Here is a 26,391-nt window from a genome sequence, read left to right on the forward strand (position 1 = left end):
AATGAAGGACTTTGTTGTCATCACCTTTTATAAATTTTTCGACTTTCCTGACTACAAAGAACGGCAACAACCCATTTTTAACTTTGCCGACGAACAAAAAATCATTGGCACCATTCTGTTGGCCCACGAAGGCATCAATGCCACCATTGCAGGGACCCAAACAGCCCTCGATGCCATGGTGAACTTTCTGCATCAAGATCCTCGCCTCGCAGATCTCACCTACAAAGTTTCAACGGCCCCCAAGCAGCCCTTTAAACGTCTCAAGGTCAAACTCAAACAGGAAATTGTCACCCTAGGCCAGCCGAACGTTGATCCGAACAATACCGTCGGCACCTACATTGACCCCAAGGATTGGAATGACTTGATCCAAAATCCGGATGTGACCCTCGTGGATACCCGCAATGATTATGAAGTGGGTATCGGTACGTTTAAAGGGGCCATTAACCCCAATACCAAATCCTTCCGCGAATTTCCCGATTATGTCGCCGAAAATCTAGACCCCCAGAAAAATGCGAAGGTGGCGATGTTTTGCACAGGGGGGATTCGCTGTGAAAAGGCGACTTCCTACCTGTTAAACCAAGGATTTCAGGAGGTTTACCATCTCAAAGGCGGTATTTTAAAATATCTCGAAGAAATCCCCGTTGCAGAAAGCCTCTGGGAAGGGGAATGCTTTGTGTTTGATGAGCGGGTCACGGTCAAACATGGCCTAGAAACGGGTCACTATGAACTGTGCTATGCCTGTGGCCATCCCATTGATGCTGAGGATAAAACGTCGGCGGCCTATGAGATCGGCGTGTCTTGTCCTTACTGTATTGAAGCTCTGACCCCGGAACGGCGATCGCGCTTTGAGGCAAAATGGCAACAACGGCAACAGATGAAAGCCTGCCAAGCCAGTTAGATCGTCAGGGAATCCACAGCAGAATTGGGGAACTTCTCGACTACAATGGGGCTAATTCTTTGCCAGCATTCATGACGTAACGACATTGACGCGTTGATTTTTGGTAATTCCTAAAGGTATCGAATCTTTGGCGATCGCCCCTAGTCAACCGCACCATTTACTAAATCACCCTTACTTACCCGTAAAAGTATGCCACAACTGCATCTTTCCCACCTCAACCCCCGCGCGCAAACCGCCAACCCCCAAGCACAATCAATGCCAATGGGAGATGTTCAAATGGGTGGGATGATGCCAGATCTTGATTTAGCGACCGTTAACGAAAAACTCAGCGAAGCCAATGCCGTTGAAGTTGTCCAGTGGGCGTCCCAGACCTTTCCTGAAGGGCTGATCATGAGTACCAGTTTCGGGATTCAGTCGGCGGTAATGCTCCACCTCGTCACCCAGGTCATCCCGGATATTCCTGTCGTTTGGATTGACACCGGCTATCTCCCAGAAGCCACCTATCGCTTTGCTGAAGAATTAGGCGATCGCCTCAATCTCAACCTTAAAGTCTATCAGTCCCCCCTCAGTCCCGCGCGCATGGAAGCCCTCTACGGCAAACTGTGGGAACAGGACAACATCGAAGCCTTTAACCGCTACGATTACATCCGCAAAGTCGAACCCATGCAACGAGCCCTCAAGGAGTTAAACGCTAAAGCCTGGCTTGCTGGACTCCGCAAAGGTCAAACCGACCACCGCAAGACCCTCGGTTACGTCGCCAAACAAGGCAAGCAGTACAAAATTCACCCAATTTTGACCTGGACTTCTAAGGACGTTTATGAGTATCTAATGGCCCATGATCTTCCCTATCATCCCTATTTTGATAAAGGCTATGTCACCGTTGGGGATTGGCACTCTAGTCGGCCCTTGATGGCAGGCGATGAAAGCGAACGGGATACCCGTTTCCGGGGCCTAAAACAAGAATGTGGCTTACACCTTCCCAGCACCTCCGAAGAAGCCCAGAGTTTAGACTCCAGCGGCCTCTGATCAAGTTGCGGTAGTCGAGTTTGCCAGTTTGCCATGGCAAGCCATAGACAACAGAGCAATTGTTCATCCCAGAGACTAAAAAAAGGCGAATCAATGATGATTCGCCCCTGGGGTTAATAATTTGATTGGATGACAAAAAATAAATGCCGCAATCCTTTGATTTAAAGCTATCTAGAGGGGGATTACGTCGAATTGAACCGTTGCGGTCACTTCGGGGTGCAGTTTAACCTGGGCTTCGTAGCTACCAGTTTTGCCAATTTCAGGGAGCGTAATGCCACGACGATCCACATCTTGGCCTGCTCTTTCTTTGATGGCGTCGGCCACATCCTGGGTGGTTACGGTACCGAAAATTTGATTTTCTTCACCAACTTGCTTGCGGATGATGAGTTTACCCACGGTTTTGAGGGCAACTTTACGCGCTTCGGCGTCCTGGAGTTCTGCAAGCAGACGTTGACGTTCTTTTTCGCGGCGCTGTTCAACTTGGCGAAGAATGCCGGGGGTGGCGAGGGAGGCAATGCCTTGGGGGAGGAGGTAGTTACGGGCATAGCCAGGGGCAACTTCAACGAGGTCACCATTGTTGCCTAGCTTGCGCACGTCCTGATTTAGGACTACCTGTAAACGCTTACTCATAATATTGACAGAATAATTTTTTCTATAGAAATCTGTTAGCTTCCAGAACTTTAAATTCTACAAGTTAAGGGATTGTTTAGGCAAATAGTCCGGATCTGTGTTCTGTTTTGTGGTATTGGGGCGGGGGGTGTCGTCACCGGCAGATTGTCGCCCTTGTTTTCGCTGCCGCTTATTCCGGTACATTTTCTCGTCAGCTTGTTTCAATAGGGTGCGTAGGGACGCATTGCCTGGATATTCCGTATAACTAGCGTAACCAGTACTAATAGAAAGTTGGTAGGGACGCTGTTGTTGTTGGTTGAAGTTGGCGATCGCCGTTTGGAGTCGTTGGCAAATCAGATCCGCTTCTGCCTGGTTCACCGGCGCAAAACAGGTAAATTCATCGCCCCCCAGCCGGGCCAGAATATCTGCCCTCCGGAAGCTGTCCCGCAGAATCTGGGCTGCATCGACAATGACGCGATCGCCTACCCCATGGCCCAGGTGATCATTAATCATCTTTAGATTATCCACATCGAAGAAAAAGAGCGAGAAAGGCAACTTTTGGCGCTCCAACAAGGATAATTCCTGTTCGACGAGCATAAAGAAACCCCGACGATTGTAAACGCCTGTCAATTCATCCGTGAGAGACAGTTGACGAATGCGATTTTCGGCTTTTTTCCGTTCCTGCACCTCTTGACGAAGTTTTTGATTGAGGCGGTCTAGTTCCTGGGTGCGCTCTTTGATCTGCTGTTCTAAAAAACTCACAAGCCCGTACATCTCATTTTGGTTCATCGCCTCCAGCAAATTCGATTGGGTCACCAACCCCAGGAGTTCGTGGTGCTCCCCAACCACAATCAAGCGGTGGGTTTGGTGTTGTTCCATCAGTTGTTTAGCCTCGATCAAAGAACGATGCACCGCAATTTTGATTGGCCGGGTCATGGTTTGTTCCGCTGTGATTTTTTTCAAATCCACATCCAGGGAACGTAAATGTAAAATATCCTGTTCTGTGACAATTCCCAGGGGAAACCAAGCCTGTTCGAGGGTCGGATGGGGTTTAACAATGACAATTGAACCCACACGACATTCCATCATCACCTTAGCCAAGTGCCACATGGATTGTTGGGGGGCACCATAAACCACGCGACTCACCATCACTTCTGTGACAAATCGCAGGCGCAGCAAATGCACCGGTTCAATGACACCGCGCAGTAAGCGGTGGGTGATTAAACCAAATAGCTTACCTTCTGTGTCTAGAACTGGTAAGTGACGAATCCGATGTTTTTGCAACAGTTGAGAAATATGCAGAGGCGTTAAAGACTGATCCCAAGTTAGGGAGATGACAGAGGTCGTCATAATTTGCTTTAGGGTGATCTGCTGCCAATTTTGATCTAGGATGACCCATTTCAAGAGGTCGCGTTCGGTCACAATCCCCTGTAATTGTTGGCCTGCCATCACGAGAATACAACTGGCGCGGCTACTATTGACCTCTAGGGCATCGCTTGTTTTGTCTTGTAACTCACAGGTGCGCTTTAAACTCGCCATGGTGTTTGCCGCTTCAAGCAAGGTGGTCTCCGCCGCGAGCATAATGGGGTCTTTAATGAGGCATTTTTCAACGGATTTGTAGGAAGTGAGATCAAGCATAGGTAAAACGCGACAAAAGTTTGCCCTGAAGAAAAAATGACCTGTTGCAATGGGCCACAACGACTCAAGCAACTGGAATGGAGGTGCCTAGAAGTATTTATGACTCTTTTGTCCATCATAGGTGGGCCATGGATCGGTTGGGGGTTTTCAGCAACGAATCTTGAGCGCTGTTGGCCAGTACCGTGTTTTGTGAATTGTTTTGCTTGGGTGTTGCTCAAGTGCAAGTGTAGAACTTTCCTCAGTCCCAGCTGTTCCCCAGAAAAAAGCTGGAAATACAAATTTCCCCTCCTGGTGCGAGAGGGTTATAAAAGATCAGTGGGCGATCGCCTAGAAAGACAAATAATTATTGACGTTTCTTGGACTGGGAACCGTAGTAGGAATAGGAATAAGAACTGCTAGATGTACCTTTTGTTTGACTATTAGCAACGAGTCCTAAAATTGGAATATTGGCTTGCTTAAAGGTGGCGATCGCCTGGGAAACGGCTGAACGCGTAGTTTTATTCAAAGTGACCACTAAAATCACACCATCAGTATGTGAGGCCAACAGACTGGCATCCGCAAGTCCAAGCACTGGCGGCGTATCGTAGACAACGAGGTCGAAGGTACGCTCAAAGTCCTTAACCAAATGCTGCATCTTTTGAGAGGCGAGTAATTTTGCTGGATCAGGAGGCAGATCCCCCGCTGGCAGCACCGAAAAATCCACCAAAGGCATTGGTTTCTGTAAATAGTTATCGATTTCAGTCTCGTTGCTATTGTTTGTAATTACAGTGCTGAGACCCTGCTTTTGATTTAAATTGAGACGTTGAGCAACCTGGGGACGCCGCATATCAGAATCAACGAGCAATACTTTCTGACCGAGAATCGCTGCCGTTGGTGCCAAATTCAGGGCAATTGTTGATTTGCCATCCCCCGGTAGAGCCGAAGCAATAATCACCGAACGTAAAGGGCGATCGGCACTCAGTAATTTTAGATTGGTATGTAGCACCCGTAGGGATTCAGAAAAGGCAGACGCACCATAATAGCCATAGCCATAGGGCTGATCTCCACCGGTCATTTTTTGCCATGTCCGAGTCGTTGAAGCCGGAATCAAAGAAGCTAGCCAACGTTGGACACGCAGCATTGGTGGCAAAGACGATGCCGTTGTCCCGGCCATTCCATGTTGTTCTTCGTAGGGAATATTGGCTAAGAGTGGTAGCTTTGTCCGATTCTTCAGATCATCTGGAGAGTAATAAACATCAGTGAGCTTGTCGAGCAGCAAAGCAGCGCCGACACCCAAGACCGAACTAGCAATGAAGCCGAGCATCAAGCTCCGTTGAATATTGGGGGAGATCGGTAAGTTAGGACGGGTGGCATCTTCAATGACTTCCCATGGAATCTCCGTTTGTGCCGCTTGCACTTGTAGAGCTTGGCGTCTTGCTAGGAGCTCTGTCAATGCTTCCGTTGAAATTCCGAGTCGCCGCTGGAGATCGGTATATAGCCGATTTAGGACAGCGAGATTCTGAAAGGATTGCTCGACTTCAGCTTGAGCTTGATTAAGGGATGGAATCCGAGCTTGTAAGATGCGGAGTTGATTGGCGGCATCTGTCACTTGGGTTGCCCCCACCCGTTCCGCCTCCTGTTGCAGAATCGGCAATAAATTCTGGCGTTCTTCCCTCAACACTTGAATATTTAAGCTCCCCTCTTGGAAACGTGTCGATTCTTTGGCAATGTTCGCCTCGACCGACCGCAGTTGACCAAGAACCTGCTGATAGGTTTCTGAATTTTCGAGGGCTGCTAAGGCTCCACTACCCCCTTGGAGGGATTGGAGGCGGGTTTGGGCCTGGGCCATCTCTTGTTGCAACTGGAAGCGCTGCTGCTCTAAGGTTGCTGCTTTCTGGGCAAGCTGATTGAAATGAATTTCTGGCTCGGTGAAATTGTAGTTTTGACGAAACTGTTGAAGCTCTGCCTGCAGAGTATCCACTTCCTGTTGGAGGTCGGGTAATTGTTCATCAATGAACTGCAGACCTTGTCTAACGTTGGTTTGGCGGTCGGCCAAGCTATACTCCAGGTACACCGAGCTAAGCTGTTCTAACACCGCTTCAATTTGATCAGGGTCTGGATTTTGATAGCTGACTTCGAGAATTTTTGTCTCTCCCGGTCGGGTAATACTGAGATTACTGAGTAGAGTATTGTAGTTAAGGTTAGGATATTGTTGCTGCAGTGGTTGAATCACTTTTTGCAGTAATTCGGGACTGCGTAAAACCTGAATTTGAGTAGCGTAGTCTAATTCACCGGATCCGCTACCAAAGTTTCCGGGCAGGCTCCGGGCTAGGTCAGAAACACTATTGTCGGAATTGACGGGTTCAACTAACAAACGAAACTTCGATAAATAGATTTTTTCTTGGGAAAATGTGTTGAAGGTAACCGCCCCCATGCCAACGGTTATCACCCCCAGAATTAACCAAGCTCGCCGCCGCATCACGGATAAAAACTGGCGGAAATCGAAGTCATCGCCGTAGTCTACTGGTTGCAATAGAGGAGAGACAGGATACGGTATTGGGGCGACTGCGCCATTTTTTTTATGGCCGTTATTTTGATATTCGAGAACAGCGTTATTGGTATCTTGTTTATCCATGGTAGTTTCGCGCTTAATTTATAAATTTAATTCTTAAAAATTCATCTTTAAAATAAGAAACCGAAAGGCAAAAGATTGCGCAGTGGACTTAAAATGCGTGAGAGTCCATCTGTAAAGCTAGCCGTTGCATTACGATCCACGATGATGACATCGTTGTTCCAAAGAATTGGGTTGGATTCGGCATTGACGTTTTGAGAAAAATCAATTTCAAACTGCTGCTGGACAATGGTGCCATTGGGATTGAGACGGATTAATTCCACATCGTTGCGGGCGCGATCTGTCAGTCCTCCAGCGGCCAGCACGGCTTGGTTTAATGTCGTATTTGCAGGAACGCGAACAGCACCAGGACTCTCGATTTCACCGACCACATTAACGAGAATCTGATCGGGGGACAAGTTAGTGGCCACAATTTGGGCCGCTTCGGCATCGGATGGGGCCGCAGCGGTGGCGATAGAAATGGTATCCCCTTGTTGTAAGGCTAAGTCTTGGGTCAAATCTCCTGATTGAAACAGTTCCCAAAAATCAATGTCAATGGTTTGAGGGGTGCCACTGCGGGTCAGACGTCGCACTTGAATTTGACGAATATCAGCGGAGGGCTTGATCCCACCCGCTTCCCGAATGGCTTGGGAGACGGTGGGGTTGGTTTGGGATTCGCCGCCCGTTAATCGATAGATACCTGGACGAAATACTTCGCCAACAACACCAATGTCTAAGGTTTCAGGGGTGCCAATTAGATTTGAGGCTGCTAGTTGAGCCGACTCGGTTAAGTTCACCGTTTCTACTGCGGGTACAAAAACCGCATCCCCATCTCGCAGGGCGATGTTTTGGCTTGCATCGCCGTTTTGTAACAGTTCCCAGAGGTCAACGGCGACGGTCTGCCTTGCACCAGATGGGCTGAGGCGACGAATTTGCACTTGTCGTAAATTGGCGGCATAGGTGAGCCCACCCGAAGCCTGAATGGCTTGCACCAGGGTGGGAAACTGACCTCCGTCTAGGGTATAGGCACCGGGACTATTGACTTCTCCGGAGAGGGTCACTTGGAAAGAACGGGGTTGCTGCAGGACAAGGGTAATTCTGGGATAGCGTAATTCTGACTGGTAGCGGGTGGCGATCGCCGTTTCTGCTGCTTCGATGGTTAAACCCGCAACCGGCACCTTACCAATGGCCGGGAGGTTAAGGGAGCCATCGGCCAGTACTCGTTGACTACCGCTATATTCAGGCACATTAAAGACTTCAACCTCTAACTGATCGCCCACACCGAGAATGTAGTTTCGATCAACGCCCATTGCCGGCAAAGCACTCGACGATAGGTGGATCCGTTGTGGAGTTTGCGCTTGCATCGCCCCATCTTCTGAAAAATCAGACCTGTCGGCAGCAGCGGCAGCGCTGAAACTACCAGGAATTAGGATGAAGACTGACGTACAAAACAGGATAAAAAATTGCATTGAGCAAGGCTCCTGGAATTTATATTCTGACCCAAGGATTCAGAATCTACTAACAACACAGCTATCTACAGACGACCCCAAATTGGGGTGCAGGCTAATGCTGATCGATTCAAAAGGGAGAAAATTTATCTAAATCCTATTGTAAAGTTACTGTAAAGTGTCACTACCATAGGGCACAGGTTTAAAAGTGAGCAACCGATGACAAAAAGAAAGCAAATTCAATCCAGACGCCAGACATTATAGGTGCTTATTCTAAAATTGTCAGTATAACGATTAGATGAGCCAAGCTAATGTTAATGGTTGAAACTGATACCAATCTCTAAATTAAACACTTAGGAATAGTGTCGATGAGTAGTATGTGTTAAGTGGCAAGCAATCACTATCCTGTTAGCGTTTTGTTTACCAATCAAGTTGTCTCGGCAATTGGGTCTACATTCATTCTGCGTCATGAAACCAATCAACCGGAATTTTCATCCTGTCTCCCTAGACAATAGAAGTTCAGGCAAACAATCATCGACCAAGCGCCGCGATCGCCACCGTAAGCGTTCCAAGCGCCGTGCTATCTTTTGCCCGATTCACCAGTGCTACTTAGATAGTGTGAGTCAGAAACACCGAATTTACGCCGACCAACCGGATCATCTCCAAAGCCGGGGGCTCAGTCGGCGCAAGGCACTTTTACTCGTTGCAACAAAAACGACTGTGCCCTTAGATGGGGAGTGGCTAGAAGCCTTTTGGTGTAAGTGTTGTCAAGAAACGAAATGGTATCATGTCCGCAAATGCGATCGCGAATATCAGTTATCGTTGGCCTCTCCTGAACTATGGCAACAGGCAACTGGCGTAATTTCTGTTCAAGGCAATCCTTCTGTCAGCGAGTTTACGCGCCGCCAATCGCAATGTCAGGGTTCTACCACAATCAAAGACTTCCGCTTCGTAAATTGACCTCGACCAATTGGCGTAGATAGGATACAGTGTGAAGGAATGATGAAGAAAGCATGAGGGAGCGATGAAGGCTTCCCACCGTAGAGTGAGCTTCGATGGTCTATTTGATCTCAGTTTCTCTACCCTGCTTCTACTACTAGCAATGCCATCAGTTCGGCATCCAGGGTAGAACAGTCCCAGGATTCGTCTGTCTATTTTTTTCACAACCCAAGCTTGCTGCACTACCGCGCAACGATCTCCCAGTTACAAGGGGATCACTAAAAACGTTGCCTAGAAAGCTTTGCGTGTAGGGCGATCGCCTTTTTGGTTAATGGTTTAGCGATCGCCTAATGGTGAAGATGAAGCAAAAGTGCATGGGTTCATTGCTTCGCCGATCCAAATCTTTAGCTTTATCTCCCCTTTAAAAAAGTTTATCTATGTTGTTTGTTCATTACCTCAAGCGCTTGGTTTCTAGCCGTTCCCAGCCAACTATTGATCAACCTTCTGGGCCTAAGAATGAACCACAACTCCGCTTAATGGTGCTCACCCAGTTTTTCCCCCCTGATTTTGCCCCGACAGGTCAGCTCATCGAGGAATTGACGCGGCACCTGAGCCAGCAAGGCTTAGATGTTGATATCTTTACGGGGCAACCCGGATACGCCTTTCAAGCGACAGATGCTCCACGCCTTGAACAAGTAGATAGTCTGAAAGTCCGGCGATCGCGGACAGCCCAGCTCTGGCCCCAGCGGATTCGCGGCAAAGCGATCAATGGCATTTTGTTCCTATTGCGGACAGTGCTCCATCTCGTCGGATGTGGGCGCAAAACAGAACTGCTGTTGATTACGACGGCCCCTCCCTTTTTACCCGTCGTGGGTTACTTTGCGAACCTGATTTTCCGAGTGCCCTATGTTTGTCTGCTTTATGATCTCTATCCTGATATTGCCGTTAAGCTTGGCGTGATCCCAGAACAGCACTGGTTAGCGCGATTTTGGCAAAATATGAACCTCAGGGTGTGGCGACGGGCAAAGGGCATTGTGGTATTAAGCCCGGCGAAAAAGCAACACATTACCCAACTCTGTCCGGGGATCGAATCAAAGGTCAGCGTGATCCATAGTTGGGCAAATCCGGACTTAATCGTGCCGATCCCCAAGCAGGAAAATTGGTTTGCCCTGCGGTACGGACTGATTCAGCCATTTACGGTGCTCTATTCCGGTAATCTGGGCCGTTGCCACGATGTTGAAACCTTCCTCGAAGCGGCCATTTTACTCAAGGATGAACCGATTAAGTTTGTCTGTATTGGTAATGGTGCCAAGCGGCAGGTGTTAATGGAAAAGCGTGAACAGTTGGGGTTATCAAACCTGCTGCTGCTGCCCTACCAAGATAAAGAAGTGTTGCCCTATTCCTTGACGGCCTGTGATTTGTCGTTGGTGAGTTTGAGTCCGGGGATGGAACGCCTGTTAGCACCGAGCAAGCTTTATTCAGCCTTGGCAGCGGGTCGGCCCATTGCCGTGGTCTGTCCGCCTAAGAGCTATTTAAAAGATCTAGTGCAGAAAACAAATTGTGGCCGGGCGATCGCCAATGGGGATGGCCAAGGGCTAGCGGATTTTATTCGGCAGTTGGCAGGCGATCGCCCCTTGGCAGAGGGCATGGGCCAAGCAGGACGCCGATATTTAGAAGAGAACTTCACACCGCAGCGAATTGCGGCGCAATATTTAGAGGTGCTGCAAAATTCCGTCAAACGGTAATAGACCAAGACTTAAAGGGGAGCTTTTGATAGTGGCGATCGCCCAGGGCTCTACCCCTTAAAGTGAAATCATTCTTCACTAATTCTGCTGATGGTGTGATGAAAGGCGATCGCCTCAATGAGAACAAGTTGTTAAAATTAGCTTACTCCTCTAATTTGCATCATTATGGCTACCGTTTTAGACCTTCAGCCAATTGTTTCGTTAAATCGAGGGCAATTTTATCAGCTCTGCCAAAACAATCCTGACCTCAACTTAGAAAGAGACCCCCAAGGGAAGCTCATTATTATGTCTCCAGTTGGTGGTGAAAGCGGTGCCCAAGAAGCGAGCCTTATTTTCAAAGTTTCTCTCTGGAATGATCAGAGTCAACTCGGAGTTGTTTTTAGTTCTTCAACAATATTTAGCTTGCCCCAGGGTGGCGATCGCTCCCCCGATGTGGCTTGGGTCTCCCGATGCAACTGGAAAAAACTAACCCACGCAGAACGAGAAGGATTTCCGCCAATTTGTCCGGATTTTGTCATTGAGCTGAGGTCAAAAAGTGATCGCTTAAAACCCTTACAGAATAAAATGCAGGAATACCTAAGTTCTGGTTTAAGGCTAGGTTGGTTGATTAATCCACAACAACAACAGGTTGAAATCTATCGCCCAAATCAAACCATACAAATCGTCAATTTACCGGCGACCTTATCTGGAGAAGACGTTTTACCTGGGCTAAACATCAGCCTAGACTGAACAAGTTCGAGATACCAATTATTGGCCTTAGTTTTTCACTCAGCGATCGCTGTGATCGCCCCTAAATTTCCCCTGAAAATGAACTTATCCTCCACTGCCCTGCTGCTGGTGTGATGGTAGGCGATCGCCTTTTTGAGGTGCTATGACCAAGCCAACTTTGCATGCCTCGAGGTCTCCTGTGAGCGATCACCATTTTTACATAATGACAGTAGTTTAAGATAACCTATTGCAAAGGTGACTTGTCCTGTCGATGCAACTAAAAATGACATGGGTCATGAACTTGACTCACTTTTGTATTTTTAAGAATCTATATTTAATTGTGAAAATTTTGCGTAACTTGCGATCACCTGCTTATCGGTTGGTGCTCGAAACAGCCCAGAAGAATTGGGGGCTGATTGTTGTTAATCTGACGACAAATATATTGAGTGCGTTGCTGGAGGGAAGCACGTTAGGGGTGATTTATCTGGCGGTGTCGTATCTCTCTACTCCAGGTGAAGCACAGGCTGATTCGCAGGTAATGCAGATTCTTGCGGCGCTGTTGCCACTGCCACCGGAGCAGATGTTTTTGGTGTTGATTGGTGCAGCGGTAGGACTCCAGATTTTGCTGAGTCTTAGCAATTATACCAATAAGGTATCTGCGGCGTTGCTATCGGCAAGGGCTCAGCCCTATGTAACGGGGAAGGTGTTTGAGCGAACAATGACCTTTAGCTATGGCTGCGTCAGTCGCTATAAGGTGGGCGATTTAGTGCTGTTTGCGAATGACGCGGCACTGGCGGTTGATCGACAAATCACGCAATTCAACATCATTGCGGTGAGTTTATCCTTTGTCATTATGTACTTGATTGTGATTGTGCGTCTTTCGCCTGTGTTGGCTTTGACTGCAGCTTTCTTGACATTGGCCGTTGCTCTGGTGCAATACAAGCTAATTCCACGACTAAGGTATGTAGTACATCGGGTGACGGAAACGCAGGTGGAGTCAGCAAAATACATTACGGAGAGTATTCAGGCATTGCGGCTGTTGCATACGTTTGGAATGCAGCAAAAAACGGTCAAAATGGCGGGTCGTCTGCTGGATAAAACGCGGGAACAGCTCCAAAAGCGTGCCTACATTTTCTACTTGCCGGAGCCAATTATGGATGCAGTCCCCATGATTTCCATTGGCGTTCTAGCGATTTTAGCAGTGCTATTTCAGGGAACTGAGACGAATGTTTTACCTGTATTACTAACGTTTCTGTTGGTTTTGCAGCGACTATCAGCCCGGCTTAAAGCAACGGTTAGTACCATCACGATTTTTGTTGATAATAGTGCTCGCATGTTTCGGCTGGAAACTATCTTGGATCGTCAGGATAAGGAGTTTGAACAGTCGGGGGATAAGCCGTTTGTAGGGCTGAAAAATGATATTGAGTTTCAGTCGGTGAGTTTGTCCTATCTCAATGATGGGGCGTTTGCGCTGAAGAATTTGACATTTACCATTCCCCGTAATCGAGTGCTTGCGCTGGTGGGAGAGTCGGGAGCAGGAAAGTCGTCTATCGTTGATCTGTTGGTGGGGCTCTATCAACCCACGGCAGGTGAGGTTGTGGTGAATGGTAGACCGCTGAATGACTATCGCTTAGAAGATTGGCGGCAACACATTGGGGTAGTCAGTCAAGATACATTTATTTTCAATGACAGCATTTTGGAAAATTTGCGCTACGGTCACCAGTCAGCAACGCTGAATGAAGTAATGGAGGCAGCTCAGGCTGCCCAGGCCCATGAGTTTATTATGGCGCTGCCAGATGGATACGAGACGGCGGTGGGTGAGCGGGGCTATCGATTGTCCGGTGGGCAGCGGCAGCGGTTGGCTCTGGCGAGGGCACTAATTAAGCAGCCGGAAATTTTGGTGTTGGATGAGGCAACAAGTGCACTTGATAGTGAGTCTGAAAAACTAATTCAGCAAGCTCTGGAACAGTTTCAGAAAGAGCGAACAACAATAGTTGTTGCTCATAGATTATCAACCATCATCAATGCAGACCGAATTATTGTTTTAGATAAAGGAAAGGTTATTGAACAAGGAGATCATAAATCCCTATTGAAACTAGATGGTCTTTATGCATACTACTGGCGTTTGCAGAGTAGTAATTGTTTTTTATCAGCTCAAAATCAATAGTTTTTACAAACAAGTATGATACTCCAACTAAACTCAAAATGCTAGATAAATTTAGAGACATTATTAGCTATTCTACTGCTCGACCGATTTTCATTATTGGGACTGGACGATCAGGTACTCATTGGCTTGGCTATTCTCTTGAAAATCATCCTGATATACGAGCGACTATTGAAGCAAAGCCAATGTTTAATTTATCTACAAGAATAGCTTTAGATCCAAATCTAGAGGAAAAGTTGATTGGACGACTGATCCGATCCTATAAATGGCAGATTCTTGCATCTTATCCTCGACGTTACTTAGATAAAACACATCCTAATATCTGGATAGCTGAGAAGTTAAAGCGAGCATTTCCAAATGCGGTTTTTATCGGCATTGAACGCAGTCCATACGCAACTGTTTCCAGCATGATGAATCATAAAGGGGTTTCCGCATGGCATCAACGCTGGAAAAATTTTCCGCTCCCAAATCGCTTTCTTGGAATTACGCCGGAACTAGCAAATATTTATGATGAAATCCCAATGGCAGCAAAATGTGCGCTACGGTGGAGCGCTCATCATGAACAGATGCAAAAACTTAAAGAGATCTTAGGAGAGAATATTTTGGTAATTCATTATGAAAATTTTGTTGTAAATCCTCAAGAAGTAATACTTAAACTGGAAAGGTTTTTGAACTTAAGTCGCCCAATTCCAATGCCAAATATCAATGTAAAATCATTGGATAAGTGGAAAAAACAATTGTCAACTATGGAAATTGAACAAGTTGAAGCAGTTGTTGGATTATCACCTTAAAAGAATTAAAACATAGACAATATTGACCTCAAAAAAATCACTAAGGTTTTAATCTCATGAAAGATATTAGATACATAATTAAACGGACAAGCCATTTTTTAAAGTATGGCTTACATCATTCTCTTCTTTGGGCACGTCCTAAACATCGAAATTGGGGTGACGATCTCAATCCTTGGCTTTTTGAAAAACTCACAGGAAAGAAGGCTGTTTACTGTCCACATAAATCATGCCGACGGTTTCTAATGGCAGGAAGTATTTTAACTGGAGCAGGTGAATATGATATGTGTTGGGGCACTGGGTTGATCTCTGACGAGTTACAGGCTCCACTAAAGATGTTTAGGGCTTTAGCTGTAAGAGGCCCTCTGAGTGCTCAGAAGTTAGAAGAAAGTGGCATTGAACCACCGTCTATCTTTGGTGATCCTGGATTGATTGCTACAAGTCTAGTTTCTCTTCCCGAAAACAAAAAATATAAAGTTTCTATCATTCCACATTATGTAGATCGAAAAGCTGGCGAGACTTTTGCCAAAGAAAAGGGGTTTCATGTCATAAATGTGGATCTTCCCATTGTTAAATTTATGGAGGAAGTAGCCTCTTCTGAACAAGTATGGTCATCTTCATTACATGGCATCATCTGTTCAGAATCATTGGGCTTACCTACAGCATGGATTAAATTTTCTGAAAAAATTATTGGAGGTGAGTTTAAATTTCATGATTACTTATTGGGAACGCAAAGGAAACCTCGGCGTCCAATAGAGTTGCCAAATAAAAATATTGATTTAGGAAGAATAGATTTTTTGGAGGAGTTTGATCATAAAATAATTATCAAGAATCTAATATCTGTATTTCCTTATTCTTTATCTAACAGATCTTTCCTTTCCCGAATTTCATAGATAAATATACCGTTTTATTTGCCGAATTCTACTACTATTAGCCATGTCTAATAATGAATATTTAGACTTTGTTGTGATTGGAGCTATGAAAGCTGGTACGACGAGTTTATATAATTACTTAACTAAACATCCTGAGTTATCTCTTCCATATACAGAAAAAGAAGTGAATTTCTTCAATAATGATGAACATTGGAGTATGGGGATAGATTGGTATGCGAAGAATTTTAAAGAAAATACTCTCAAAAGAGGTGAGGTAAATCCAAACTACGCCATGTTCCCAAGATGCCAACTTGTTCCAACGCGGCTACATCAGTTTTCTCCAAATGTAAAGATAATATATGTATTAAGAGATCCAATTGAACGATTTCGCTCTCACATTCACCATAACTATATCAAAGGATTAGAAAATAGAGGAATTGATGAAATATTAGAGGATAAAAATGACTCACTTTGGTATATTTCTTACAGTAAATATTGCTATCAAATAGAAAAAATTCTTGATTTTTTTAATCATGATCAATTAATGATTCTAACTCTAGAGGAACTGACCGATAATCCTGTTTCAGTAATGAATTCGATTTTTAAATTCCTGGGTGTTAAAGAAAATGCACATATAGGAGATTATACTGAAATAAATCATGCTTCTAATGAGAAAGTTAAGGCGGGTAAGATACTCAATGCTATTAGAAAAACACCATTAATAAATCTCTATCAATCTATAAAAGAAATTATGCCTCATCAGGTTCACATTAGTGCTAAACGAATTTTAGGTAAATATTATGAGAAGCCAGAGTTAAGTGAGAATCAAATTACTTATCTAAAGGAAGTTTTCCGTGAAGATATCGCTGGATTGGAAGAATTAACGGAACGAAATTTTTTATGCTGGATTCATGATTATACAAGATCAATATATTGATTGAATAGGACTCTACATTTTTACACTATTATGAGAAAACAAGAAGATAGATGTATTGATTCGGTAATTGTTTTAACAGTTATTTGTACATTGTCAGTATTGCTTCTTCATCACGCTAACTACACCTTAGATTTTTTGTCTCCAGCCAGGCCGTTTCATCTACACAAGCTTCTTCAACGTTTTGCTGTAGGAGGGTTTATTTTTCTTTCTGGATTCAAGCTGACAAAGTCAAAATTGAAATCTAGTATAAGCGAATTTGTTATAAATCGGTTTTCGAAAATATATGGATTATATTTTTTATCAGTAATAATTTTTTCTACCACTGCTTACCCTTATTTGAACAATGAAAATTTTCCTTCAATTAAAAATACACTTCTACATTTAGTTGCTCTTCAGGCGATTTTGCCTGACCACTTTGGCAATAATTTTCACACACTCTGGTTCGTAAGCGTACTCCTCATTTGTTACTCAGCATTTCTTATTTTTAGAGCATGGCTGACCGATTTATCTAAATTTATTTTATGGGTATCTGGATTCACACTATCTATCTCAATCATAAGAATAATTTTTCTTCAGCGCGGAATCTATTTGTTTCAATATGACTTAGAGCTATGGCTACTCATTTTTTTTGCAGGGATGATAAATGCAGATAGAAATCTGAGTCTGGAGATTAAAGAATATTATCTGATTTTTGCTAAGTTTGCTATTATTTTTGGATTATCTATTCTTCTTTTTCTGTATAACTATTCAGGCGATATTCCTGCAAATATATTTCGAATTATAGAAATATTCGGTGCACTTATTTTTCTTTTTCCTTCATACAGCTTGATCTTAAGAAAACATTTTATCTTTCATCCTTATGTAATCTTTATTCTAAAATATATTGCGGCTTCATCATACTGTATATTCTTATTACATCGATCTATTTGGACCGTACTTTTTTATCTTTTTTCGGATAGAACAATTGTCCAATCGTTATTTATTCTGGGCTTAGGAGTACCATTAATTTGTCTAATTAGTTATCTGTTTCAATCCTCATATACTAGTCTCACTAAAATTAATACTAAAAGATAGTATCTCAACTCTTAGCGTGAAAATTTGGCATTTTACGAAAACAATTTATGGTGGTTCTGGGCAATATACTTTGCGCTTAAGTAATGCACTAAAAGCATTAGGGCATCAAAGTGAAGTATATGTTGCAGAGGGTGGCGTACCATCTGGTGTTCAAAACCTATCTTGCGTTAGTTCGTCCCGTCAAAATTTTGCCAATCGTTGCTTAGTTGCGGCTCTAAGACGAGTTTCAAAAGGCCCGTATCATTCTGGTTTTCGCTTAGATAGCTGGAATATACAGGACGATATGGATTCTAATTATCCAGATATCGTGCATCTACATGGGATGACTGGCTGGATTGGGTTTGATGGCTTACGTAAGCTGATCCCTCCAAATACTCTTGTTTTTTGGACTGCTCATGATCTGTGGATGTTGTCTGGAGGCTGCGTTGTTTACCAAGGATGCAATCTATATCAATATAGTTGTTGTGCATGTCCTATTTTGAAAGGACCTGTTTCTATATGGAGTCAACAGGAGTGGAAACACAAAGCTAAATTTATTCAAGACTATAAAGTGATTCCAATTGCAAACAGTCGGTGGGTTGCAAAAAAGATTAGTGAGTCATCTGTGTTCTCTCATCTCCATGAGACCGAAATCCCAGTTGTTCCTCCTATTGTGGACTCGATTTTCCTGAAAGCTACTTCGCTCCCTTCATTGCGAGATGAATTAAAGATTCCGAGCCATCGTGTAGTGCTTGGGCTGGGTGCTCGCTCGTTGACTGATCCCTATAAGGGCATTCCAGAATTCATTCAACAACTATCCACAGATGAAGAGCTATCGCATAATTGCACCATCATTCTTTGTGGTGATGGGCATGTTCAAGTTCCTGAAAATTTGGATTGCCATTTTCTGGGCGCGCTGACTAGCTCTAAGGCGTTAGCTCAGTTCTATTCTGCCTGTGATGTATTTATTTCCCCATCGCGAATGGAAACATTTGGTATGACTTTACTGGAATCCCAGGCTGCTGAAACTCCTGTAGCAGCCTTTCGTGTAGGAGGGACGCCCGAAGCTGTGGCACCACAACAATTTCAGTATTTAGCTGAGTTAGGACAAGATTCTAACTTAGTAAATAAGGTAAAGAAATTACTAAGTGATAAGAGAAAAAATACTCAAATAGGAGTAAAGTCTTCTGAGTGGATTCGAGATCACTTTTCTGACATCATGGTTGCAAAACGACAAGCCTACTTGTATGAAAAAAGAACCATGAATAGGAATTCTACTTAATTTCTGAACAGAAGATTGATCATGGGATCAGGCTTCGCCTGCCCCCATGATCAAAAATCAAACTGGATCGCTAAATAATAGTCTTGTATTCAAAAGGTATTCTTATGGCTATAGAGTTTTATCAATTTCTTCACAAATTGAACGACGGATTTATCTTTTCTAAATCACTTCGTAACAGAGGTAGATTGCGACATTTCTTTTCTAACCGTATTACAGAATTGATGCAAGAAAAGTTAACGAGACTGATAGCTGGCGACTTAAATCTTCCTTCCACTGGAACTACAGGACTTCTGCCAGTTTCTTTGACATCATGGCAGCCTAGATTCAATAGTTTACCGCTTGTTTTATTGAACTTACTAGAACAAGATTTATTACCTCCTAAAATTATCGTATGGCTGACTCATGAAGATTTCGAGAAGCTAGACCCTCAGATTGTCAAGGCTTTTAGTAAAAGTATTATCGAGTTTAAGGAAACTCGGAATTTTGGTCCCCATAAAAAATGGCTTCCATTCTCTCTAATGACAGATGAGCCTTTCATAATTTGTGATGATGATATCTTTTATCCAAATAACTGGTATAGAACATTAGTAAAATCTGATGATCAGAGGTCATGTGTTGCCCATCGATGTCATAGGATTTCACTGTCTTCGAATAGTTCATTTTTGCCCTATGAGGTGTGGTCAAAAGATATCATGATAACCAATCTATCTCATCAATTATTTGCAGTCGGATGTGGAGGGGTTTTAATCTACCCAGATAGAATATCTTCTAGATTTCGTGATTGGGATTTAATTAATAAGGTTTGCCCCAGAAGTGATGACATCTGGCTGAAGTTTGCTCACATCGATAGCGGAATACCAGTCAAAAAAACTCCGTATATGTTTCCATGTATAGAGTATTTAGATAGCCAGTCTGTTGGTCTTATGCAAACTAATGTTAACCAGAATGGCAATGATGAGCAAATTAAACAATCATTAGCGACTCTCAAACTCAATTTAGCAATGCTAGTTTCTTAAACTCTCTAGTATGAAATTAAGCATAATTCTCCCTACTTTCAATCGTTTAGATTTACTATCTGAAGCGATCCAGTCTATTTTGCATCATCAGCCTTGGATATATGAAATCATTATTGCGGATGATGGCTCTACCGATGGTACCGATACGTGGTGTCTAAAACTTAAAGATACTAGCCCATCAACACAGATTGTCATTAGCCGTAGTTCTAAAAATTTAGGTGCCCAGAAAGCAAGGAATCGAGGATATCAAATTGCTCAGGGTGATGTTGTCATGTTTATGGACTCAGACGATATTCTCGCAAAAGATGGAGTTGTTCCATTACTTCAACAACTTGAAAGATATCCTGACTTAGATTACGTCTACGGCAACGTTGTCAGAACGAATGCATTTCTAAAACCTACTGCCCATGTTCTGCCTGTTGGTTCATCTTTTTCTTCTAATGCTGCTGAAATTGCTGGTTATCATTGGCATACGATGGGTGCCATCTATCGAAAAGATTACCTGCAGAAAGTAGGACCTTGGAATGAGAAGCTTACAGGGTCTCAGGATTGGGAGTTTCAGGCCAGAGTCAAATTAATGGGCGGTGTTGGTAAATTTATAGACCACACTGTAGGATATTGGCGAGATCACTCTGCTGAACGAGTGGGCACCAAAAAATTTCGTTTAGATTACGTTGAGAGTGTCATTGAAGCCTGCTTATCCATCCACGATAAGGCTAAGGCGATGAGTAAGTTGGATTCAGCTTTAGAGCGCCGACTTATGAAGAAGCTATTACTCCATACCTTAGAGCTTTCTGTCTATGATTACCCCGCCATCAGGCAGAAGCATCTGATGCGATCGCTTGACTCGATTTGTTTTAACCTGCCAATAAAGTTAGTAATCCAAATTCTATTACTTCTACCACCTCAGGTTGATCTTCTCCTATGGAAGATCTTTTCTCGAAAACAATTTCTCTATCCCTAATGTTTGATGTTTGATAAAGAATGAGAAGACTTATTTCTTTAAAGTACTGGCATGATAAGTTCTTTCTACTTTGTGTTTTTTCTTTACTCCAGGCTATTCGCCTAGGATTGCGGGCTAGGTCATGGCAGCAAGTGACCCGGCTTTTGAATAGGCTCTCGTTGGTTTTACAAGAGACTCGGGTGCTCAGTTTTGTGTTCCTTTCATCTGTTTATGCAGAGCTTTGCTCCAGCAACCCGTTGTCCCATCAGCGAGTTTTTGAGGCAACGAGTCAATGGGCGAAGTCGTGTTAAAGCCTGGGCTGATCATGTTGAAGCTTGGATGGCTCAGCCGGATGTTCATTTGCTCAAGTTTGAAGATCTCATTCATAATCCTCAGCATACATTGGAGCATCTAGGAGATCTGCTCAACCTAGAACCCCAATATGTAGAGCCACTGCTGCCCCAATCGCCCAAGAACATCTGGCAAGGACGTTGGGCAAGGCTCACTCAATGGCGACCCGAAAGCACAGCCATTATTGGCTACTACAAGGGGCAAAAAACTCAGAAGTGGAAAGAAGCCTTTACCGAGAACGATCGCGCTTTCTTTCACGAAGAAGCGGGAGATCTGCTGATCAAGCTAGGATATGTTGATTCCGATGCCTGGGTCAGCCGTTCTCCAGGGTCAAAATCGTAGGTCTCTTATGCGTTCATCCCTCTGGATTTGTTGTCAGATCGGAGCCCGCGAACACTATGCCATTGCGCGATCGCTCCATCGCCACCAGAATCTCGCTTGCCTGATTACGGATACTTGGGTTCCACCTCAATCCCTACTTCAGTCGATTCCCTCTTCTTCACTCAAATCTCTGAAAGAACGCTTTCACCCAGACCTCGCAACAGCAGCAATTCATCACAACACCCTTCAATCTCTTCGCTTTGAACTGACTCAACGGGTTCAGAAAACAGATCCTTGGTCGCGTATCATGGCGCGAAATGTCTGGTTCCAGCGCTATACCTGCACACAACTCAGCGGATTTGAGATATGCGGCACGTCCAAGCCGATCCTATTTGCCTATAGTTACGCCGCCCTTGACCTACTGAAGTTTGCAAAGAGCAAAGGTTGGTACACTGTCTTAGGTCAGATTGACCCTGGCATGGTCGAAGCAGACATTGTTCAGCAAGAACATCAGCGTTATCCCCATCTTGCGCCTCAACACGCTGTCCCACCTGCGGAATACTGGAGCCAGTGGCAGGAAGAATGCCGCTTAACTGATCAGATTATGGTCAATTCCACCTGGTCAAAACAGGCATTGCTGTCCATTGGTATTCCCGACTCCAAGCTCCAGGTTGTCCCTCTAGCCTACGAACCACCTGAATCCAGTCATGCCTTCGAGCGCACCTATCCGGACCGCTTCACCGCTGAGCGTCCCCTACGAGTCCTGTTTCTGGGACAGGTGATATTGAGAAAAGGGATTGCTGCTATCATCGAAGCTGCGCAAAAGCTGAGCGATCGCCCCATTGAGTTTTGGATTGTTGGCGGTCTTGGGATCATCCCACCTCCAGATACCCCAAAGAATCTGCATTGGATAGGCTCCGTTCCCCGTAGTCAAGTCACAACGTATTACCAAGACGCCGATTTATTTCTGTTTCCGACCCTTTCCGATGGCTTTGGCCTCACCCAGCTCGAAGCCCAAGCCTGGAAACTACCGATTATTGCGTCCCGATTTTGCGGAGAAGTGGTGAAAGATCAAACTAATGGGCTGCTGTTGCCTGAAGTCTCAGGGGAGGCGATCGCCAACGCTCTAGTAACTTGTTTACAACAGCCCAAATGTCTTCAATATTGGTCAGACAATGCTGTTGACCTATGTGACTTTAGCCTAAACCAACTGCATCACCGACTCCAAACCCTTTTCCTATGACATTCTTTGAATTTCCAGAGCTGTTTATCACTCAGATTATCCTAGTGGTGATCGGCGTTTTCTGGCTCCTTAAACGCAATGATGAAATCCCCTTGCTAATAAGTAGCTTTTTGTTGTATTGCGGATCATATCGATATTGGGCTGTCACTACAGGTCTAAGTCGGGGTTGGGTACGACTGAGCAACTTTGGTTTTAGTCCTATTAATGAGCAAAAAGCCCTCATCGCTTTGTCATTTATTACCTTTGGTGAGTTTTGCCTGCTCGGATTTTACATTTTATTTCAGCGACAATACCTGCCCGCTTGGAACATCGGTGCAACGCCATTTCCACTTTCTCCCAAGTGGAGCCAGCGAATTTTGTGGGCAGGTGGATTTTTCATCAGCATGACCTTGATTATCAGTTCTCAAATTATTACTCTCACGCGAGCAGGGCGATCACTCGGTTTTCAGATTAGCGCTTATCTTTACCTATTTCCGCTAGCATTGATTGGCACTGCTACCTTAATTTTATGTGTGTGGAAGTTCGGCGGATTTCGCACTCTCTTTACCAAGATCTTTGCTATTCTTACTCTCATAAGCGTGGCACAATTGACTTTTGGTCCATCCGGGCGATTTCAATTTTTAGGTTGGCTAATTGCTGCTGGAGTGATTATTTCCGCAAATTATCGGCCTGTGCGGCGGCTCTGGGTGTTATCGATATTAGCAGTAGTGGCAATCACCCTCTTCGCTACAGCTGGAGCGCTAAGAAGTCCCACCATCAACCCTGCAAATCTGAACCAAGTAGCATGGGAACGAGCCTTTAGTGCAGAAGATGCAAACATGCTTGATGGCTTTGTCTTGCTTCAGGAGGTTTATCCTGATCGTTTACCTTATAGCCTCGGCATGGAACATATCGAAATTCTCCTGCGCCCCATTCCCCGCGCTATATGGCCCAACAAACCTGTTGGTGGCTACATGAATAAACTAGGCCTCATTGATGAAAATACAGGCTTTAACCTTGGGATCTCGCCCACATTGCTAGGATCTTTCTACGCGGAGGGATGGCTTATTGGTATTGTGATATTTAGTTTTCTTTATGGCTTTTGTATTGCGAAAATTGTTCACTTCAGCGTTCAGATTCATCCTTTTGCTGGAGTATTACTCAGGGCGATGTTATGTGCTGCATTAGTTCCCCTTCTCAGAGGGGGCGATTTACCGGGTGTCTATGCCTGGATCGGTATGGCGTTTTGGCCATGTTTTTTCATACTCTGGCTCAACCGACAATATTTTTTCCGACTTCCAAAATTTGCCCCATCTGCTCCTGATCATTTCAAGTCAGGATCATAATCACATACGACTTAACATTAACCCATGCATCTTGTTATTCTCTTTCACAATATTGGTGGCTACCATGCGGCCCGCTTGAGAGCAACATTTGCAGCCTGTCAGGCCAGAGCATGGCGGTTGACTGCTGTACAAGTCATTGGTCATACCCAAGAACACCCTTGGGGCATGATAGATAATGTCATTACATTTCCTTTACAAACCCTATTAAATGCAGATTTAGACGAAAAAGAATATCAGCATCGGCTGGTGCGATCACGTTTAGTTACTTCTCTGAATCAGCTTCAGCCGGATATCGTTGCCATTCCAGGATGGGGTTTTGTTGCATCTCGAACGGCTTTGTCCTGGTGTCACCGCAATCGTATTCCCACCATTTTGATGAGTGAAAGTAAAGCAGACGATGAGCTACGCCAACAGTGGAAAGAAGCTCTCAAATCTTGGCTGTATGTCCGACATTACAATGCGGCACTCGTTGGAAGCCAGCATCATGCAGATTATCTGGTGACCTTAGGAATGTTTCCCCAAAAGATTTTTCTCGGTTATGATGCCGTCGATAACGATTATTTTGAAACCCAGGCTGACCAGGCTCTGCGCAATCCTGCTATGGTTCGCCAGAAATATTCCACAATGCCCAGTCGCCCCTATTTTCTGGCTGTAACTCGATTTATTCCGCGTAAAAACCTGAGTCGGTTAATTGACGCCTATGCCCTCTACCGCCAACACGTCACCGATGCCTGGGATTTAGTACTCTGTGGGAGCGGCGTGGAGGCAGCATCCCTCAAGCAGCAGACTCACCAGTTAGAACTCGATGCCTGGATTCACTTTCCGGGATTCATCCCCTACACGGCCATCGGTGACTGGTATGGACTCGCCCATGCGTTTATCCACCCGGCCTTACAAGAACAGTGGGGCTTAGTGGTGAATGAAGCCTGTGCCGCAGGTCTTCCGATTCTGTGTAGTCAGACCGTCGGCGCACGATATGACCTTGTGCATGAGCATCAAAATGGTCTCTTATTTGACCCAACCTCTACTCAGGACATCACCCGCTGTTTACTCTCAATCCACCAGCTTAATGAAGCTGAGCGAGTGCAATGGGGAAATGCCAGTCGGGCGATCGCCTCAACCTACCGTCCAGAATACTTTGCGAAGGGAATGCTTCAGGCGGCTGACACAGCATTGAATCAAACTCAACATCACTCGCTGAAGCAACGTAACCGAGGAAAAGTTGCGAAATGAATTCTCCCCGCATTCTTTTCATTTCTCCGTATCTTAGCGTTACCTATGGCGGCACGTCCAAGAGTGTGAGTGACCTTGCCGATGCTCTGGGTCGGTCTGGCACTTGCCTTGACCTGATCACGACCCATGCCGACGTTGCTCACTGTTTAGATGTGCCAACGGAGATCTGGCTTGAGAAGGAGACCTATCGACTTCAATACTTTCCAGCCTGGTTCAAAAATGATCTGATCATGAGCTATCGGCTGCTTCACTGGCTATTTCAGAATGCTTCACGCTACGATTTAATCCACACTCATACGATTTTTTCTCCTCTCATTTCTCTTTGCCACTGGATTTGCCGATATCATGGGATTCCTTACCTCACGACGCCCCATGGCATGTTAGAACCCTGGGCACTGCAATACAAACCATGGAAAAAAAATCTGTATTATTCCTTGATCGAGCGAAGAAACCTGCGAAAAGCCCAGGCAATTCATAGTATTGCCCGTTGCGAATCAGAAAATATCGCAACATTATGTCCTGATGCGACCGTTTGGCTCGTGCCCAATGGCATTCATTGGAGTGATTTCTCGTCTCCTCCATCATCTGCTGCCTTCTATCAAACATATCCCCATCTCCGAAATCAGAAACTTATCTTATTTTTAGGGCGTATTGATCCTAAAAAAGGATTAGATTTGTTAGCCTCTGCGTTTGCTGCTATTCACCAAAAGGTTCCTGACGCTCATCTGGTAATTGCTGGCCCAGATAGTATTGGTTTTCTCCCGACTGCACAACAATACTTTGCCAATGCCCACTGTCTCGAAGCTGTTACCTTTACTGGAATGCTCAGTGGCGATATTAAATATTCTGCCCTCGCTACCGCCAGTGTTTACGTTGCTCCCTCTTACTCCGAAGGCTTTAGCATGTCCATCTTAGAAGGCATGGCTAGCGGTTTACCCTGTGTGTTTACCAATGCTTGTAACTTTCCTGAGGCTGCCAATGTCGCCAAAATTGTTTCCGTTGACCAAGAGCAAATAGCCCAGGCCATATATTGGTGTTTGGCTAATCCAGAAGATGCTGTAGTAATGGGCGATCATGCCCGCCAATTTATCTCTGAACATTACACTTGGGATAAAATTGCGATTAAACTTATTGGTGTTTACCAGTCGATCTTGAACCAAGGCGATTCTTCACAGTAGACTCCCGTAGAGTATTCGCCCAATGGATAAATGAAATGGTTTAGACTGCTACTAAGTATCTAGCACAAAAGCTAAACCAGCGCG

Annotated in this window: 22 protein-coding genes; 18 read left to right on the forward strand and 4 right to left on the reverse strand. The window is 44.7% G+C overall.

All coding sequences use genetic code 11. The features are described from left to right. Nucleotide 1 precedes the first annotated feature (1 nt). Both trhO and cysH read left to right on the forward strand, forming a co-directional pair. The gene (trhO, locus tag AACQ84_RS07630; protein ID WP_012307110.1) at nucleotides 2–898 is read left to right on the forward strand and encodes an oxygen-dependent tRNA uridine(34) hydroxylase TrhO; all 897 of its coding nucleotides are present in this window, start codon (nucleotides 2–4) and stop codon (nucleotides 896–898) included. A 276-nt stretch (nucleotides 899–1,174) separates the two neighbouring features. Next, nucleotides 1,175–1,924 (forward strand): phosphoadenosine phosphosulfate reductase, encoded by a 750-nt coding sequence (cysH, locus tag AACQ84_RS07635; RefSeq protein WP_012307111.1) that lies wholly within the window; start codon nucleotides 1,175–1,177, stop codon nucleotides 1,922–1,924. A 171-nt stretch (nucleotides 1,925–2,095) separates the two neighbouring features. Here the strand turns inward: cysH and rplI are convergent, their stop codons facing one another. The 4 genes from rplI to AACQ84_RS07655 form a co-directional block, all read right to left on the reverse strand. Next, nucleotides 2,096–2,554 (reverse strand): 50S ribosomal protein L9, encoded by a 459-nt coding sequence (rplI, locus tag AACQ84_RS07640; RefSeq protein WP_012307112.1) that lies wholly within the window; start codon nucleotides 2,552–2,554, stop codon nucleotides 2,096–2,098. A 57-nt stretch (nucleotides 2,555–2,611) separates the two neighbouring features. Continuing rightward, on the reverse strand, nucleotides 2,612–4,171 hold the full coding sequence (locus AACQ84_RS07645) for a diguanylate cyclase (RefSeq protein ID WP_012307113.1): 1,560 nt from the start codon (nucleotides 4,169–4,171) through the stop codon (nucleotides 2,612–2,614). Nucleotides 4,172–4,514: 343 nt separating this feature from the next. After that, on the reverse strand, nucleotides 4,515–6,785 hold the full coding sequence (locus AACQ84_RS07650; protein WP_012307114.1) for a GumC family protein: 2,271 nt from the start codon (nucleotides 6,783–6,785) through the stop codon (nucleotides 4,515–4,517). Between the two features lie 47 nt (nucleotides 6,786–6,832). Then, on the reverse strand, nucleotides 6,833–8,230 hold the full coding sequence (locus AACQ84_RS07655) for an SLBB domain-containing protein (protein ID WP_143589348.1): 1,398 nt from the start codon (nucleotides 8,228–8,230) through the stop codon (nucleotides 6,833–6,835). A 447-nt stretch (nucleotides 8,231–8,677) separates the two neighbouring features. Here AACQ84_RS07655 and AACQ84_RS07660 point away from each other — a divergent pair, with 447 nt between their 5' ends. From AACQ84_RS07660 to AACQ84_RS07735, 16 genes are all read left to right on the forward strand, one after another. Beyond that, nucleotides 8,678–9,169 (forward strand): hypothetical protein, encoded by a 492-nt coding sequence (locus tag AACQ84_RS07660; protein WP_234991409.1) that lies wholly within the window; start codon nucleotides 8,678–8,680, stop codon nucleotides 9,167–9,169. A gap of 416 nt (nucleotides 9,170–9,585) precedes the next feature. Further along, complete coding sequence (locus AACQ84_RS07665) at nucleotides 9,586–10,893, forward strand: glycosyltransferase family 4 protein (RefSeq protein ID WP_012307117.1); 1,308 nt, start codon at nucleotides 9,586–9,588, stop codon at nucleotides 10,891–10,893. Between the two features lie 165 nt (nucleotides 10,894–11,058). Further along, a complete protein-coding gene (locus AACQ84_RS07670) occupies nucleotides 11,059–11,622 on the forward strand; it encodes a Uma2 family endonuclease (RefSeq protein WP_012307118.1) in 564 nt (187 codons plus the stop codon). A gap of 250 nt (nucleotides 11,623–11,872) precedes the next feature. Then, nucleotides 11,873–13,768, forward strand: a complete 1,896-nt coding sequence (locus AACQ84_RS07675) for an ABC transporter ATP-binding protein (protein ID WP_234991408.1) — start codon at nucleotides 11,873–11,875, stop codon at nucleotides 13,766–13,768. A gap of 38 nt (nucleotides 13,769–13,806) precedes the next feature. After that, nucleotides 13,807–14,556 carry a sulfotransferase family protein gene (locus tag AACQ84_RS07680; RefSeq protein ID WP_156785470.1) on the forward strand — a complete coding sequence of 250 codons (750 nt, stop codon included), beginning with the start codon at nucleotides 13,807–13,809 and terminating at the stop codon, nucleotides 14,554–14,556. Nucleotides 14,557–14,612: 56 nt separating this feature from the next. Next, nucleotides 14,613–15,446 carry a polysaccharide pyruvyl transferase family protein gene (locus AACQ84_RS07685; RefSeq protein WP_012307121.1) on the forward strand — a complete coding sequence of 278 codons (834 nt, stop codon included), beginning with the start codon at nucleotides 14,613–14,615 and terminating at the stop codon, nucleotides 15,444–15,446. A gap of 43 nt (nucleotides 15,447–15,489) precedes the next feature. Beyond that, nucleotides 15,490–16,362 (forward strand): sulfotransferase domain-containing protein, encoded by an 873-nt coding sequence (locus AACQ84_RS07690; RefSeq protein ID WP_012307122.1) that lies wholly within the window; start codon nucleotides 15,490–15,492, stop codon nucleotides 16,360–16,362. 30 nt (nucleotides 16,363–16,392) lie between these two features. Next, nucleotides 16,393–17,436: an acyltransferase family protein gene (locus AACQ84_RS07695; RefSeq protein WP_041443495.1), complete on the forward strand. Its 1,044-nt coding sequence runs from the start codon at nucleotides 16,393–16,395 to the stop codon at nucleotides 17,434–17,436. Nucleotides 17,437–17,452: 16 nt separating this feature from the next. Further along, the gene (locus tag AACQ84_RS07700; RefSeq protein WP_012307124.1) at nucleotides 17,453–18,697 is read left to right on the forward strand and encodes a glycosyltransferase; all 1,245 of its coding nucleotides are present in this window, start codon (nucleotides 17,453–17,455) and stop codon (nucleotides 18,695–18,697) included. A 104-nt stretch (nucleotides 18,698–18,801) separates the two neighbouring features. Further along, nucleotides 18,802–19,713: a hypothetical protein gene (locus AACQ84_RS07705; RefSeq protein ID WP_012307125.1), complete on the forward strand. Its 912-nt coding sequence runs from the start codon at nucleotides 18,802–18,804 to the stop codon at nucleotides 19,711–19,713. A 10-nt stretch (nucleotides 19,714–19,723) separates the two neighbouring features. Beyond that, complete coding sequence (locus AACQ84_RS07710) at nucleotides 19,724–20,677, forward strand: glycosyltransferase family 2 protein (RefSeq protein WP_012307126.1); 954 nt, start codon at nucleotides 19,724–19,726, stop codon at nucleotides 20,675–20,677. Nucleotides 20,678–20,887: 210 nt separating this feature from the next. Then, a complete protein-coding gene (locus AACQ84_RS07715) occupies nucleotides 20,888–21,349 on the forward strand; it encodes a sulfotransferase domain-containing protein (RefSeq protein WP_041443498.1) in 462 nt (153 codons plus the stop codon). 7 nt (nucleotides 21,350–21,356) lie between these two features. Then, on the forward strand, nucleotides 21,357–22,571 hold the full coding sequence (locus tag AACQ84_RS07720) for a glycosyltransferase family 4 protein (protein WP_012307128.1): 1,215 nt from the start codon (nucleotides 21,357–21,359) through the stop codon (nucleotides 22,569–22,571). Beyond that, a complete protein-coding gene (locus AACQ84_RS07725; RefSeq protein ID WP_143589347.1) occupies nucleotides 22,568–23,896 on the forward strand; it encodes a hypothetical protein in 1,329 nt (442 codons plus the stop codon). Before AACQ84_RS07720 ends, AACQ84_RS07725 begins: the two co-directional genes overlap by 4 nt. Before the next feature lie 24 nt (nucleotides 23,897–23,920). Continuing rightward, complete coding sequence (locus AACQ84_RS07730) at nucleotides 23,921–25,129, forward strand: glycosyltransferase family 4 protein (RefSeq protein ID WP_012307130.1); 1,209 nt, start codon at nucleotides 23,921–23,923, stop codon at nucleotides 25,127–25,129. Next, a complete protein-coding gene (locus AACQ84_RS07735) occupies nucleotides 25,126–26,307 on the forward strand; it encodes a glycosyltransferase (protein ID WP_012307131.1) in 1,182 nt (393 codons plus the stop codon). The genes AACQ84_RS07730 and AACQ84_RS07735 overlap by 4 nt, the downstream gene beginning before the upstream one ends. The last annotated feature ends 84 nt before the right edge of the window (nucleotides 26,308–26,391 follow it).

Source organism: Picosynechococcus sp. PCC 7002 (assembly GCF_963860125.1).
Classification (GTDB): domain Bacteria; phylum Cyanobacteriota; class Cyanobacteriia; order Cyanobacteriales; family MRBY01; genus MRBY01.